This window comes from Actinoplanes ianthinogenes (assembly GCF_018324205.1).
Classification (GTDB): domain Bacteria; phylum Actinomycetota; class Actinomycetes; order Mycobacteriales; family Micromonosporaceae; genus Actinoplanes; species Actinoplanes ianthinogenes.
The window spans coordinates 3,035,384-3,049,413 of the sequence record NZ_AP023356.1; the positions used below are offsets into that span (position 1 = coordinate 3,035,384).

The window sequence follows — 14,030 nt, forward strand, 5'->3', positions numbered from 1 at the left end:
TGGCCTTGCCTACGTCGGGGTGACCGGGGCCCCGAGCGTCAGCCGGCCGGGGCGGACCACGTCGGCGTAGACGCCGAAGCAGGCGCCCTTACCGTTTCCGAACACGTCGATCCGGTAGTGGCGGGCGAGTGTCCGGAGCACGACGGGGTCCGTGGGCAGTCCGGCCTGGGGGAGGCTGGGGATCACGCAGCGCGGGGTTCGGAACAGGACCCGGAGGAGCACGTCACCGATCGCCACCTCGGTTCCGGGGTCCGGGTCGGCGTCGGCGTCGATCAGCAGGTTGGGGCGGAAGCGTTCGGCCGGTACCGGATGGCCGGCCTTCTCCGCCAGTGCGGCCAGCGCGCCGGTGGTGACCAGGTGCACCGCCCCGAAGTCGACGAACCGGCCGGTCCGCGCGTGGCCGCCGGCTTCCTCGACGCGCTCCTGCCCCGGCCGCAGGTCGGCGAGCCAGTCCGGCACCATCCCGGCCTCCTCCGGCAGCAGCCGGTGGATCCGGGGCTCGGCGGGGGCGGTCCGGGTCAGCCGGACCGGGCGGCCGAGGTGCTCGCCGAGCGCCTTGTCCGCCTCCGCGCTGCCGGCCTCGTAGCGCGCGCCGCCGACCTCGACGATCGCGGGATCCCCGGACGCCCTGACCTGGAGCAGAGCGCCCCAGCGGCGCGGGTGCTTGGCGCTTCCGATCGTCGCGTCCTGGTCGTCGACGCACGCCCACGTCCGGTCTCCGGCCAGTCCGCCGTCCTCGACCTCGGCCTCGGCGAGGGTTTCTCCGCGGGCGCTCTTCACCGGATAACGCCAGATCCCCGCTATCTGTCCCATGACCACCGTGCCTACCAGATCCGGGCGGGAACTCGCGGCCCCGGGACGGCGCCGACGCCACGCGAGAGGTGATGGACGGACACGCAACGGGCGGGAGAGGCACGCAAGGCTGCGGGGGGAGCGTCGACACGGACCTGAAGGGGAACGGCCGGACCGCAGCCGAGTTGCCGCTGGCCGGGATCAACAGCGAGCCGGCGCACGGCCGGGTCCGCCCGTGCCGTCGGGTGCCCCGCGAATCGACCGCGATCCACTAGGGTGCGCGATCATGGAGTTCGCCCACGAGTTCACGGTCGCGGCGCCCGCCGCGCGGGTCTACGCGCACCTGATGGATCCGCGCAACTACATCGGCCTGTCCCCGCTGGTGGTCGAGGTCCGCGACATCCGGCCGGCCGGCTCCGTGGTCTCGTACGTGGCGGTCGAACGCTTCACCTTCGGCCCGTTCCACTGGAACAACCCGATCCGCGTCACGATGACTGGTGAGGTCCCCGGCCAGGCGATTGTCAGCGCGGTCCGCAGCCCCGGTTTCGTCACGCTGACCTCCCGCGTCACCCTCATCCCGGAGGTGGGCGGCACCACGGTCCGGGAGTCGATCGCGCTCACCGCGCCGGCCCCGCTCCGACGGTTCGTCCTGGGTCAGGCCCGCTCCGTCCAACTCCATCGAGCCGCCGAACTGACCCGCCGCATGGCCACCGCCTGACGACCGCTGACGTCCGCGGGACGAGATGGGCGCGGGTGCTTCGGCTGGGCTGAACATTGGTTCCGTGCGGGAGGGCTTCAGCCCGGCGGGGCGTCGCGGTCCGGACGGGCCGCCTGCGTCGCGCGGTACGGACGGGGAGTTTGCGGAGGGCGTACAAAACCGGTCGGATTCGCAGCGGACCGCGAGTCGCGGGGGTGGTTGCGTTTTTGCGGGTGGGCGGGGACACGCACGTCAGCGCGGGGCGCGGTGGCGGGTTCTTCGCCGGGGGGAACGAGGAACGCAAGCCGTTGGAAACTTGCTGGCGGCAGAATGGGGGCATGGATCTTCGCCAAGGCATCGGTCTGCGACGACTGGGCACCACCGCGGACGAGTTCCAACAGGATCTGCTCAGCAGCCTCTATTACCGGCGCGGGACGACCGTCGAGTCGGCCAGCCCGCGGGACGCCTATGAAGCGCTGGCCATGACCGTGCGCGACCGCCTCGCCGACCGCCGGGCGCGCACCGCGGCCGCGCACTTCGCCAGCAATCCGCGCTGGGTCTACTACCTTTCCGCGGAGTATCTGCTGGGCGCGCAGCTGGAGCAGAACCTGCTCTATTCCGGCACCGGCGAGGTCGCCGCCGAGGCGGTCAAGGTGCTCGGCCGCTCGCTGGAGGAGATCGAGGACCTGGACGTCGAGCCCGGCCTGGGCAACGGCGGCCTCGGCCGGCTCGCCGCCTGCCTGGTCGACTCGATGGCCACCCGGGACATCCCGGCGGTCGGCTACGGCATCCGTTACGACTTCGGCATCTTCCGGCAGACCCTGGAGGGTGGCGCGCAGGCGGAGCGTCCGGACGACTGGGCGTTCCAGGGCAATCCGTGGGAGTTCCCGGCGCCCGACGACCGGCAGACGGTCGGCTTCTACGGGCACACCGAGCCGATCGCCGGCTCGCCGACCCGCAAGCGGTGGCTGCCCGGCGAGATCGTGCTCGGCGAGCCCAGCCACATGCTGGTCCCCGGTTACGGCACCGAGACCGTCAACATCGTCCGGCTGTGGCGGGCCCGCGGCAGCGAGGCCTCGTTCGACCTGTCCCGCTTCTCCGCCGGGCAGTATGCCGAGGCCGTGCAGGAGGCGGTCCGCGCCGAGAACATCAGCAAGGTACTCTACCCCGACGACAGCACCGAGCTGGGCCGGGAGTTGCGGCTCAAGCAGCAGTATTTCCTCTGCTCCTGCTCGCTGCGGGACATCATCCGCCGGTTCCGGCTGCGCAACGAGGACTGGGACGACTTCGCCGACAAGACGGTCATCCAGCTCAACGACACGCACCCGACGATCGCCATCCCGGAGCTGATGCGGCTGCTCGTCGACGAGTACGAGGTGGACTGGGACAAGGCCTGGTCGATCACCCGGCGGACGTTCGCGTACACGTGCCACACGCTGCTCCCGGAGGCGCTGGAGACCTGGCCGGTGCACCTGTTCGAGCGGCTGCTCCCCCGGCACCTGGAGATCATCTACCTGATCAACATGCTGTTCCTGCGCGAGGTGGAGGCCCACTTCCCGGGCGACACCGACCGGATCCGCCGGATGTCGATCATCGGCGAGGAGGGTGAGCGCCGGGTCCGGATGGCGCACCTGGCGGTGGTCGGCACCGAGGCCGTCAACGGGGTCGCCGAGCTGCACTCCAAGCTGCTGCGCGAGACCGTGCTCCACGACTTCGCCGACCTCTGGCCCGCCAAGTTCCAGAACGTGACCAACGGCGTCTCCCCGCGCCGGTTCGTCAAGCTGGCCAACCCGCGGCTGTCCGACCTGATCTCGGAGGGGCTCGGCGACGACAGCTGGCTCAACGACCTGGACAAGTTGGCCGGGCTGGAGCGGCTGGCCGGGGACGCGTCGTTCGCCGAGCGGTGGCGCGCGGTGAAACGCGCCAACAAGGTGGACCTCGCGGCCGGCGACCCGGACGCGCTCACCGACGTGATGATCAAGCGGTTCCACGAGTACAAGCGGCAGCAGCTCAAGCTGCTCCACGTGATCACCATGTATCACCGGATCCGGGCGAACCCGACCGGCGACTGGGTGCCGCGCGTGGTGCTGTTCGCCGGGAAGGCGGCGCCGGCCTACCACGCGGCCAAGAGCATCATCCGGCTGATCAACGCGGTGGGCGCCACGATCGCGGCGGATCCGGTCGTCGCGCCGTACCTGAAGGTGGTCTTCGCGGAGAACTACAACGTCACGCTGGCCGAGCGGATCATCCCGGCCGCCGACCTGTCCGAGCAGATCTCGCTGGCCGGCAAGGAGGCCAGCGGCACCGGCAACATGAAGCTGGCGCTCAACGGCGCGATCACCATCGGCACGCTGGACGGCGCCAACATCGAGATCCGGGCGCGGGTCGGCGACGAGAACTTCTTCCTCTTCGGACTCGACGCCTACCAGGCGGCCGACATGCAGATCCACGGCTACCACCCGCGGGAGTTCTACGACCGGGACGCCGAGCTGAAACTGGCGCTGGACTCGATCACGGCGGGGACGTTCGCCGGGGTGGGACACGAGGTGGCCGAGTCGCTGCTGGGCTGGGACGAGTATTTGACGCTGGCCGACTTCCGGTCGTACCTGGACAGTCAGGAGGAGGTCGAGCAGACCTGGCGGGATCCGGAACGCTGGACCCGCATGTCGATCCTGAACACGGCGCACAGCGGGTTCTTCTCGGCGGACCGGACGGTGGCCGACTATGCCGCCCGGATCTGGCGGGTGGCTCCGGTCACGGTCCCCCGCGAGGACTGATCACACGATCAGAATATTTATCTACGCAGGTCCGCGCGGGTGCAGACCGCATGCTCCCGCGCGGGCCGGGCGGGCTGATCTGGCCGCTGCGCGTCCATAACGATCAGCCCACCCTTCACGGTCCGCGGGTGGTCCGGGACCCCCACGGTCCCGGCCGATGCCGCATCATGCTCATGATCATTTTCTGTGTCAGGAGCGTTGATGCGCCGTCAGGTCGAAGTTGTCATCGTGGCGGTGGTGGCCGCCCTGGTGGGCGCGCTCGTCTACCACCTCGTCATCTGGTGGCCCCACTCGGGCGGGATTCCGGAGAGCGTGACCGTGAAGGCCCCGCCGGCCTCCTCCACGATCAACAACGATCCGTTGCCGCTGACTTTCAAGGTCACCGGTGGCGGCGAGGCTGACGTGACGTACACGCCCGGCCCGGACGGAACGATGGTCCGCACCAGGGTGATGACGCCGTGGAAGGTGACGGTGATGGCGCCGAGGAACATTCCGGCCAGGGACGTCAAGATGAGCGTCACCACCACGAGCGACCGCGACGACGCCAAGATCACCTGCTGGATCGGCATCGACGTCGGATCGGAATTCGCCGGTGTGGCGATGTCCGAAGACGTCGCCTACGGCCCGCACGCCCTGGCCAACTGTCTGTGACATGCAGTTCGCCGGTGGCAGCGGGCTTTCGGAGAACTCAGCCGGCCGGGTAGAAGTTGCCGTAGACGTCGAGGGACTGGCCGCCGGCCGTGGTGGCGACCGCCTCGTAGGTGTCGCCGCCGGCGTTTCGGCCGCCCGCGGGGTAGCTGTACTTCGCGGTGAACGTGTAGGTGCCCGGGGCGATCTCGTCGGCCGAGGCGAGCGTGAACGTGTAGAGCAGCGCCTCCGATCGCTCGGTGACATCGGTGCTCACGCTGGCGCCGGGGACCGACTTGGTGCCGCCCCGCGAGGTCAGGCCCGGGGTCTTGGCGACGCGGACGGTGACCGTGAGGGCGGTCAGCTTCTCGGTGGACTTCAGGGTGATCACGCCCGCGCCCTGGGTGTCGCCGCTGGCCGGGTCGATCGAGCCGTCCGACCAGAGCGGGCCCTGCTCGACCCGGGTGTAGCCGGGCTGCCCCTTGGTCAGGGCCGGGTCCGGATCAACCGGGGTCCCGGTGGCCGCACCGGGCCCCGTCCCGGTCGCCGTCGGCGTCGCGGGTGCGCCGGTCGGGGTCGTCGACCTGATCGGGGCCGCGGTGGCCGGCTTCGTGCTCGGCCCGTTCGCCGGGGGCGACGTGGACATGCCGGAAGTCGAGGGAGTCGCGGAGGGGGTCGCGGGCGTCGAGACGCTCGGGATGGCCTGATCGTTGTCGGTCTGGCCGGCCAGGGCCCACTGGGCCGCGAAGCCACCGCCGCCGAACAGCGCGACCAGCGCCCCGACGACCGCGAGTCGCAGCCGGGAGCCGCGCTGCCGGGCCGGCGCCGGGTCGTTGATCGCGGTGGAGGTGATCCGGGCCAGCATCGCCTCCCGGTCCGGCCGGTGCGCGGCCGCCTCGGCGTGCAGCAACGACCGCAACTGATCATCCGAGAGCGAGGCCGCGGGTGGAGTCGGGACGCCGTGGTGATCGTCCGAGGGCCTCATCGGGCCGCCTCCCAGCCGTCGATCCGGGTGACCGCCCCGCCCAGCAGGCCGGCCAACTGTTTCGCACCCCGAGAGGTGGCGCTCTTCACCGCGCCGACGGAGATGCCCAGCGTCGCGGCGACCTCGCGCTCGGACAGGTCGAACGCGTACCGCAAGACTACGCATGCCCGGCGGCGATGCGGGAGTTTGCGCAGGGCGCCGCGGACGTCGAGGACCGCGGGCACGTCACTGCCGCTCGGCGCGCGGCCCGTGACACCGAAAGTGAGCAGGCGCTCCCGGCCCCGGCGGCGCACCCACTGCCGGGCCAGGTTCATCAGGATGCCGTGACCGTAAGCGGCCGGATCGTCCGCCGCCTGCACCCGCTCCCAGTGCCGCCACACCTCGGTGAGCGCGTCCGCGGCCAGGTCGTCGGCGACCGCCGACTCCCCGGTCATCAGGTAGGCCAGCCGTGACAGCGACGCATGATGCCGCTCGAAGTACGCGCGGAACGCGTCGTCGCGCATCGGCACCCTTCCCGACCATCGGCAGGTTCATTTCCTGAACTTTTTCCGGACCGGCTGACGTTAGAGATCAACTAGTCGCGCGGGCAAGGTCCGGACGGCGGATGAGACGTGAGCCGCACGGCACCCGCGGAGGGCCCGTGCGGACAACGCTTTCCCGCCGGTCCGGACATTGCTTCGTCACATTGCCGAAACGAGTTGGCGCTGTCAATGCAGCGCTGCAACGACATCCCGCCGCCACCGGACGCGGCGCGGGACCGGCCCGCGGCGCAGGGGTCAGGCCTTGATGTATTCGGCCAGGTGTTTGCCGGTGAGGGTGGTGGGGGTGGCCACCAGGTCGGCGGGGGTGCCCTGGAAGACGACGCGGCCGCCGTCGTGCCCGGCGCCCGGGCCCAGGTCGATGATCCAGTCGGCGTGGGCCATCACGGCCTGGTGGTGCTCGATGACGATGACCGAGCGGCCGGCGTCGACCAGGCGGTCGAGCAGGCCCAGCAACTGTTCCACGTCGGCCAGGTGCAGGCCGGTGGTGGGCTCGTCGAGGATGAAGACGCCGCCCTTCTCCCCCATGTGCACGGCGAGCTTGACCCGCTGGCGCTCACCGCCGGAGAGCGTGGTGAGCGGCTGGCCCAGCGTGAGGTAACCCAGGCCGACGTCGGCGAGCCGCTCCAGGATCTTGTGGGCGGCCGGGTTCCGGGCGTCGCCGGCCGCGAAGAACTCGACCGCCTCGGCGACCGGCATGGCCAGCACCTCGCTGATGTCCCGGCCACCGACCTTGTAGTCGAGGACCGACGCCTCGAAGCGGCGCCCCTCGCACACCTCGCAGGTGGTCGCGACCCCGGCCATCATCCCCAGGTCGGTGTAGATGACGCCGTTGCCGTTGCAGTTCGGGCAGGCGCCCTCCGAGTTCGCGCTGAACAGGGCCGGTTTCACCCCGTTGACCTTGGCGAACTGCTTGCGGATCGGCTCCAGCAGGCCGGTGTAGGTGGCCGGGTTGCTGCGCCGGGACCCCTTGATCGCGCCCTGGTCGACGGCCACCACGCCGTCCCGGCCGGCCACCGAGCCGTGGATGAGCGAGCTCTTGCCGGAGCCGGCGACGCCGGTGACCACGACCAGCACGCCGAGCGGGACGTCCACGTCCACGTTCCGCAGGTTGTGCCGGTCGGCGCCGCGGACCTCGAGGAAGCCGGACGGCTTGCGGAACTCGGGTTTCAGCGACGCCCGGTCGTCCAGGTGCCGCCCGGTCAGCGTGCCGCTGGCCCGCAGACCCTCCAGGGTGCCCTGGAAGACCACCTCGCCACCGGCCGCGCCGGCCCGCGGGCCGAGATCCACGACGTGGTCGGCGATCGCGATCGCCTCCGGCTTGTGCTCCACCACCAGGACCGTGTTGCCCTTGTCCCGCAGTTGCAGGAGCAGCTCGTTCATCCGCTGGATGTCGTGCGGGTGCAGGCCGATGGTGGGCTCGTCGAAGACGTAGGTGACGTCGGTCAGCGACGACCCGAGGTGCCGGATCATCTTGGTGCGCTGCGCCTCACCGCCGGACAGCGTGCCGGCCGGACGGTCCAGGGACAGGTAGCCGAGGCCGATCTCGATGAACGAGTCCAGGGTGTGCTGCAGTTTCGCCAGCAGCGGGGCGACCGACGGCTCGTCCAGTCCCCGCACCCAGGCGGCCAGGTCGCTGATCTGCATCCGGCAGGCGTCGGCGATGCTGACGCCCCTGATCTTCGAGGAGCGGGCGCCCTCGCTGAGCCGGGTGCCGTCGCACTCGGGGCAGGTGGTGAAGGTGATCGCGCGGTCCACGAAAGCCCGGATGTGCGGCTGCATCGCCTCCCGGTCCTTGGACAGGAAGGACTTCTGGATGGACGGGATGATGCCACTGTAGGTCAGGTTGATCCCGTCGACCTTGATCTTCGTGGGCTCCTTGTAGAGCAGGTCGTTCAGTTCCTTCTTGGTGTACGCCTTGATCGGCTTGTCCGGGTCGAAGTAACCGCAGCCGCGGAAGATCCGGCCGAACCAGCCCTCCATGCTGTAACCCGGGATGGTGAGCGCGCCCTCGTTGAGCGACTTCTCGTCGTCGTACAGGGCGGTGAGGTCGAAATCGGTCACCGCGCCGCGGCCCTCGCACCGGGGGCACATCCCGCCGGTGATGCTGAAGCTGCGCCGCTCCTTGGTGACGACACCGGCCTTCTCCACCTTCACGGCGCCGGCGCCGGAGATCGAGGCGACGTTGAACGAGTACGCCTGCGGGGAGCCGATGTGCGGATCGCCGAGCCGGCTGAACAGGATCCGCAGCATCGCGTTGGCGTCGGTGGCGGTGCCGACCGTGGACCGCGGGTCGGCGCCCATCCGCTCCTGGTCGACCAGGATCGCCGTGGTCAGGCCCTCCAGGACGTCCACCTCGGGGCGGGCCAGGGCCGGCATGAAGCCCTGCACGAACGCGCTGTACGTCTCGTTGATCATCCGTTGCGACTCGGCCGCGATGGTGCCGAAGACGAGCGAGCTCTTGCCCGAGCCGGAGACGCCGGTGAAGACGGTCAGCCGGCGCTTGGGGATCTCGACGCTGACATCCTTGAGATTGTTGACGCGTGCGCCGTGCACGCGGATGAGGTCGTGGCTGTCGGCTGCATGCGTCTTCTCCATGGCGGCAAGGCTAACGGCGGCCCCCAGGCGGTGCTTCTCCTTTCCTGATCAGTTCTCCGGAGCGGGCCTCAGTCCTCGGTGACGTCACTCAGCGGACTGGAGTTGCTGATGTCCGGCGGCGCGTTCCACTTCTGCAACTCGTTGCTGCTGCACACGGCCACCTTGACCTTGCTGGTGCCGTCCGCGTGGAGGTCGACGTTCTTCACACCGGTGGCGAGGTCGGTCGGCTGCAGGCACAGACCCTTGCTGTCCTCGATCCGGTAGCTCGTGGTGTAGCTGCCGGTGTTGTGCTTGACGTTCCAGATGAGCTCGGTGGGGATGCCGGTGAGGCTCGTCGTGGTGGTCTGCGGGCACCCGGTCGTCGTCACCGTCACCCAGCTGCTGGACGTCGCCACCAGCGGCGACTTGAGGCAGTACCGCTTGCCGCCGGTGCTGATGTAGATGACGCCCTTCTTCTCGAACTCCTTCGCGGAGTCGTTCGGCATCGGGTGGTACCAGGTCTGGTTCCAGTCGACGACGCCGTTCGGGTCCTGCTTGCAGAACCAGGCGATCATGTACGTCGCGGTGACCGACCGGCCGGTGACGTCCAGGCAGCGGCTGAACTGGGAGTAGTTGACCAGCTGGTTGGTGTCCTCACCGGCCATGCCGGCGCCCACCCCGGCGTCGAACCGCCAGACGTTCAGCGACGCGTTGCTGCCGCACGAGTTCAGGATCAGCGGCGTGTCCACCTTGCTGGCGGTGGTGAGGTTGATGCAGTAGTTCTCGACGCCACCCGTCGGGCTGGTCGACTTGAGCGCGCTGCTGTTGTCCAGGCTCCACTGGTAGTCGGGAACGATGGTGCCGCCGGAGGCCGGACAGGCCTGGAGCACGATGGCCTTGCCGTTGGCGTGCGCCGTGGTGCCGTACACGCACATGCCGTTCGGATAGGTGTCCGTCTCCGAGTTCACCAGCTTGATGTACAGCTCTTCGGTGTATCGGAACTGCTGGGTGCTGCTGCCGTCGCAGAGCCGCGCCTTGACCGGCGCGCCCGCCACCGGGGTCTTCGACACCGCGTCCATGCAGAGGTTGCCGACCGACGAGGTGTCGACCCGGATCGAGCCGCCGGTGGCCTTGCGGGTGTCGTTGTCGAGCGCGAAGGTGTACGTCCCTTCCAGGCTGCGGGAGGTGTACTGCGGGGCGCTGCCGGCCGGGGCGGTGTTGAGCGAACCCAGGCCCTCCGACGTCAGCTTCGCGGTCTTCGGCGCCGTCTTGAGCGGGCAGGTCAGCACGTTGCCGGACTTGTCGTAGTAGGTGACGTGGACGATGTACTCCATCTTCTCCTGGCCCACGCCGACGTCACCCGAGACGGTGCACGGCGGCAGGTCCTCGAGCAGACCGGTGGCGCCGTACGCGGCCGCGGCGATCCGGGCCATCACCACGTCCAGCCCGATCCGGGCCCCGGCGAGCGCGGTGCTGCGGTCGGCCATCGCGCGTGCGGTGGTGAACTGCCGGAGGATCATCGGCATGACCGCGATCGAGAGGACCAGTCCGGTGCTCACCACCATCATCGCGATGGGCAGCGAGCCACTGTCGTCGCCGGAGCGGCGGTGCCACCTCATGACTACGGCCTCCCTACGTTGCTGCACTGCTGGAGTGTCGGATCGATCAGGTCGGGGTTGTCGCCGTAGCCGTCGAGGTCGGTCTCCTCGCCGATGTTCTGCGTGGTGAAGCCGTTGTCGAACCGCTGCGTGACGCTGCCGACGACGACGTTGAAGTGCACCCGGGTCATCAGGTAGTTGAGGGTGAACTGGGTGCCCACCCCGGTGGTCCCGGCGCTCGCGGTCTTCCACGGCGAGTCACCCGGTTTGTAGACCTCGAACGGCTTGGCGCCGTTGTCCAGCGACACGTCGGTGGCGAGGGTGGCCGGCGTCCCCGGCGTGCCACCCAGGTCCCAGTTCCGGATGGTGAGGATCTTCTTGGCGGTGTCGAACAGCAGCTGCCGGCACCGGACCGGCGGATCGGTGAGGTCCGTCGCCGTCTTCACCCTGGGCGGGATCGCGAACTCCAGGTAGTACCGGGACGGCACCCCCGTCGGGCTGCCGGGCGCGGACACGTACGTCGCGTAGCGCAACTCCCGGTCCAGCCGGTTGAAGCTGATGTCCAGCTGGTCACCGCTGACCGAGTTCTGCTCGATCTGCTTGGTGCCGGAGTAGATCTGGATGATCGCGGTCACCGCCATCAGCGTCACGACCGACAGAATCCCCGTCGTGACCAGCATCTCCATCAGCGAGTAGCCCTGGTCGTCCCGGAGCCGGCCGGCGAGGCGGCTCACAGGACGGTCCAGACGAAGGTGTACTTGGCGGTCTGCGTGTCTTTGCCGCTGGTCGTCGCCGTCAGCGTGACGGTGTAGACGCCCGGCAGAGTCGGCTTACCGGTGATCTTGTCGCCCTTCCCGCTGAGGGTGACGCCGAGCGGCAGCCCGGTGACATCCACGTTCTTGATCTTGACGCCGATGTCGTCGGCGTTGGTGTCGACAGACAGGTTCACCGACTGCCTGGCCGTGGACGTCACCACGGCGGCCGGCGCGGTGAATTGCAGCGTGCTCGTGGGCGAACCCACCTGCATCACGAAGTTGACGGTCACCGACGCACCGGTCCCGTCCTTCACCGTGACCGTCGGCAGGAACCGGCCACCGATGAGCACCGGTCCCCCGGAGATCACGCCGCTGGTCGCGTTGATGCTCAGCTCGGTCGGCAGACCGGTCGCGGTGAACGTGTAGTTGCCGTCGCCGCCCGCGGCGGTGGTGGCCAGGTTGACCGTCGACAGCAGGTCGACCTGCTGATCGGCGACCGGCTGCAGGGTCAGCGGCTGGAGCACGGTGTGCGTGAACTTGAGGGTGAAGGGCTGGTCGATGGTGGTGGTGCTCGCGGTGACGGTGATGATGGCGGAATAGCTCGTGCTGGCCGTGCCGGTGATCGCCCCGGTGGTGTCGTCGAACGCCAGTCCGGCCGGCAGGGGAGTGTCCAGCGAGTACGTGTAGGACACCGCACTGTTGGTCTTGTCGACGACGATCGCCGGCAGGGCGACCGGGTCACCGACGTAGCTCACCGGCGCGGGCACCGCGAGACTCGGCTGGTCGATCACCTGCCACTTGGTGCCGAGCGTCTGGTCGGTGTCCGAGCGGGGGGACAGCGTGCCCACCGGCGGCGCGCTCTCCACCACCTTGATGTAGGTGCCGGTGGTGGCGTACGTCCAGACGCCGGCCTTGGTCGGCGTACCCCATACCTCACCGGTCGACGGTTTGATGGCGAGACCGTCGGGCAGTTTGACGGCGCTCCAGGTGTTGGGCAGGTTGCCGCCGGTGGCCTTCATGAAGACGGAGACGTCGCCGACCCCGCGGAAGAAGAGCCGCATGTCCGGCGGCCGGATCTTCGGGATGGCCCGCGTCGAGCTGTACTTCGCGTCGTCCTTCTTGCTGGAGATGAGGGTCGAGGCGAGGTAGGCGCACTGGCCGCCGGTCGCCGTGCAGCTCTTGTGCTGCCAGGTCTCCAGCACCACCACCCGGAAGTACTGGAGGATCGAGGTGGAGTCGGTCGGTCGCTTCGGGTCGGTCGCGGCGAGCGGCTTGACGCAGTCGTCGTCGCGGGTCACGTAGACCTCGCAGGTGCCGACGACGATGCTCTGCTGGAAGCTGATCCCACCGAGGGTCAGCGTCGTCGGCACGGTCGGGAGCGCCGCGTTCTGCCCCTCGGTGCTCCCGGAGATGCCGATCTGCGCCATGCTCGTCAGGTACGGCTTGAGCTTGTCCTGGAACGGCCCGGACTGCAGCGCCGCCCACTGCTGGTCGACGCTCGCCTGGCCACGGCCGTCGAGCAGGGCCGACCCCTCGAGGGCACGGACCTGCTCCAGCGCGTTGCTCGCCAGCCGCACCGCGTAGCGTTGATCACGCTGCTGAGCGGCGGTGAGCGCACCGTTGACGAAGAACATGCCCAGCCCGGCCATGGCGACGCTGATCACGGCGAGCGACACCAGCACCTCGAGCAGCGTGAAGCCCTCGTCCATGCGACGGTCGGACGGTTGGCCGCGCATCCCACTCCTCAACTGTTCCTCCGGCGCCCACGCGGGAGCCTCGCCACCTAGCCCCATCGGCAGGCGGGAGGGAAAGCGGAGGATTTAGTCGATTCGCAGCGCCTCGGACGACCCCGTCCAGTGGAAGCGGAGCAGCCGGTGCAGTTGCGGGGAGCAGCCGACGATCTGCAACCGGTGCGTCCCTGCCGCCGCCGGGGCCAGCAGGATCCGGGCCGCCGCCGAGTCGGCGAACCGCAACCGGCTCAGGTCCAGCGTGAGCGGCACCCGGCTCAGCGGATGATCCTCGGTCAGGTGCTCCATCATCGCCCGCAGCGCGTGCCGGTTGGAGAGGTCGGCCTCCCCCTCCAGGCGCAGGCCGAGCGGTTTGCGGCTGCGGACGCCACGCAGCAGCGGCACCCGCTCCGGATCCGTGTGCCGGGTGATCGTGGCCGGGTGGGTGCGGGTGAGCCGGCGCAACTCCGGCTCGGTGAACAGGCGCCGGTCATAGAGGCAGATGCCCATCGCATAGCCGTCGGCGAAGACCCGGTTGACCTGAGCCTCGTACCACGAGAGCTGGTCGACGTCGTCCAGGTGCCGGGCCCAGGACATGTCGCCGATGCCGCGCATGCCGCGGTATCCGGCCGCGCGGGCCTTGTCCGCCTCACCCATCCAGGCGCTCAGGCTCGCCTCGGCGTCGAACACGCCCGCGGTCAGGTACGCCGACCCCGGCCCGTCCAGCGTCAACTGCCCGCTGTGCAGGGCGGCCGTGACGTTCACCCCCTGCCCGGCCAGCACCTGCGGCAGGCGTTCGGCGCTCTGCCCGTGGTACAGGATCCGGTGGTGCTGGCGCAGACCGGCCCGGATGTACGCCGCCAGACTGCGGGCCCGGAGCGGCTCGTCGTCGAAGATGAGGCAGGCATGATCACCTGGGCTCAAGTGGTCGAGCAGGCTGGCCTCGGCCATCGTGA

Annotated in this window: 11 protein-coding genes; 3 read left to right on the plus strand and 8 right to left on the minus strand. The window is 69.6% G+C overall.

Annotated elements, in window-relative coordinates:
- Positions 1 to 9 precede the first annotated feature (9 nt).
- Positions 10 to 813, minus strand: coding sequence for an MOSC domain-containing protein (locus tag Aiant_RS13640; RefSeq protein WP_189334349.1), 804 nt, complete (start codon positions 811 to 813; stop codon positions 10 to 12).
- Between the two features lie 265 nt (positions 814 to 1,078).
- Between Aiant_RS13640 and Aiant_RS13645 the strand changes: the two genes are divergently transcribed.
- The 3 genes from Aiant_RS13645 to Aiant_RS13655 all read left to right on the plus strand — a co-directional run bounded on the left by Aiant_RS13645 (position 1,079) and on the right by Aiant_RS13655 (position 4,917).
- Positions 1,079 to 1,510 carry an SRPBCC family protein gene (locus tag Aiant_RS13645; RefSeq protein ID WP_189334348.1) on the plus strand — a complete coding sequence of 144 codons (432 nt, stop codon included), beginning with the start codon at positions 1,079 to 1,081 and terminating at the stop codon, positions 1,508 to 1,510.
- 317 nt (positions 1,511 to 1,827) lie between these two features.
- The gene (locus tag Aiant_RS13650; protein ID WP_189334347.1) at positions 1,828 to 4,266 is read left to right on the plus strand and encodes a glycogen/starch/alpha-glucan phosphorylase; all 2,439 of its coding nucleotides are present in this window, start codon (positions 1,828 to 1,830) and stop codon (positions 4,264 to 4,266) included.
- 228 nt (positions 4,267 to 4,494) lie between these two features.
- Positions 4,495 to 4,917, plus strand: a complete 423-nt coding sequence (locus tag Aiant_RS13655; protein ID WP_189334346.1) for a hypothetical protein — start codon at positions 4,495 to 4,497, stop codon at positions 4,915 to 4,917.
- A 37-nt stretch (positions 4,918 to 4,954) separates the two neighbouring features.
- Here the strand turns inward: Aiant_RS13655 and Aiant_RS13660 are convergent, their stop codons facing one another.
- The 7 genes from Aiant_RS13660 to Aiant_RS13690 all read right to left on the minus strand — a co-directional run bounded on the left by Aiant_RS13660 (position 4,955) and on the right by Aiant_RS13690 (position 14,025).
- A complete protein-coding gene (locus Aiant_RS13660; protein WP_189334345.1) occupies positions 4,955 to 5,878 on the minus strand; it encodes a hypothetical protein in 924 nt (307 codons plus the stop codon).
- Entirely contained in the window at positions 5,875 to 6,381 is a 507-nt protein-coding gene (locus tag Aiant_RS13665) for a SigE family RNA polymerase sigma factor (protein WP_189334344.1), read from the minus strand. Before Aiant_RS13665 ends, Aiant_RS13660 begins: the two co-directional genes overlap by 4 nt.
- A gap of 273 nt (positions 6,382 to 6,654) precedes the next feature.
- Positions 6,655 to 9,015, minus strand: a complete 2,361-nt coding sequence (locus Aiant_RS13670) for an ATP-binding cassette domain-containing protein (protein WP_189334343.1) — start codon at positions 9,013 to 9,015, stop codon at positions 6,655 to 6,657.
- 68 nt (positions 9,016 to 9,083) lie between these two features.
- Entirely contained in the window at positions 9,084 to 10,613 is a 1,530-nt protein-coding gene (locus tag Aiant_RS13675) for an RICIN domain-containing protein (protein ID WP_189334342.1), read from the minus strand.
- A 2-nt stretch (positions 10,614 to 10,615) separates the two neighbouring features.
- Positions 10,616 to 11,326 (minus strand): PulJ/GspJ family protein, encoded by a 711-nt coding sequence (locus Aiant_RS13680; protein WP_189334341.1) that lies wholly within the window; start codon positions 11,324 to 11,326, stop codon positions 10,616 to 10,618.
- Positions 11,323 to 13,083, minus strand: a complete 1,761-nt coding sequence (locus tag Aiant_RS13685; protein WP_189334340.1) for a putative Ig domain-containing protein — start codon at positions 13,081 to 13,083, stop codon at positions 11,323 to 11,325. Before Aiant_RS13685 ends, Aiant_RS13680 begins: the two co-directional genes overlap by 4 nt.
- A gap of 84 nt (positions 13,084 to 13,167) precedes the next feature.
- The gene (locus Aiant_RS13690; RefSeq protein ID WP_189334339.1) at positions 13,168 to 14,025 is read right to left on the minus strand and encodes an MEDS domain-containing protein; all 858 of its coding nucleotides are present in this window, start codon (positions 14,023 to 14,025) and stop codon (positions 13,168 to 13,170) included.
- Positions 14,026 to 14,030 lie beyond the last annotated feature (5 nt).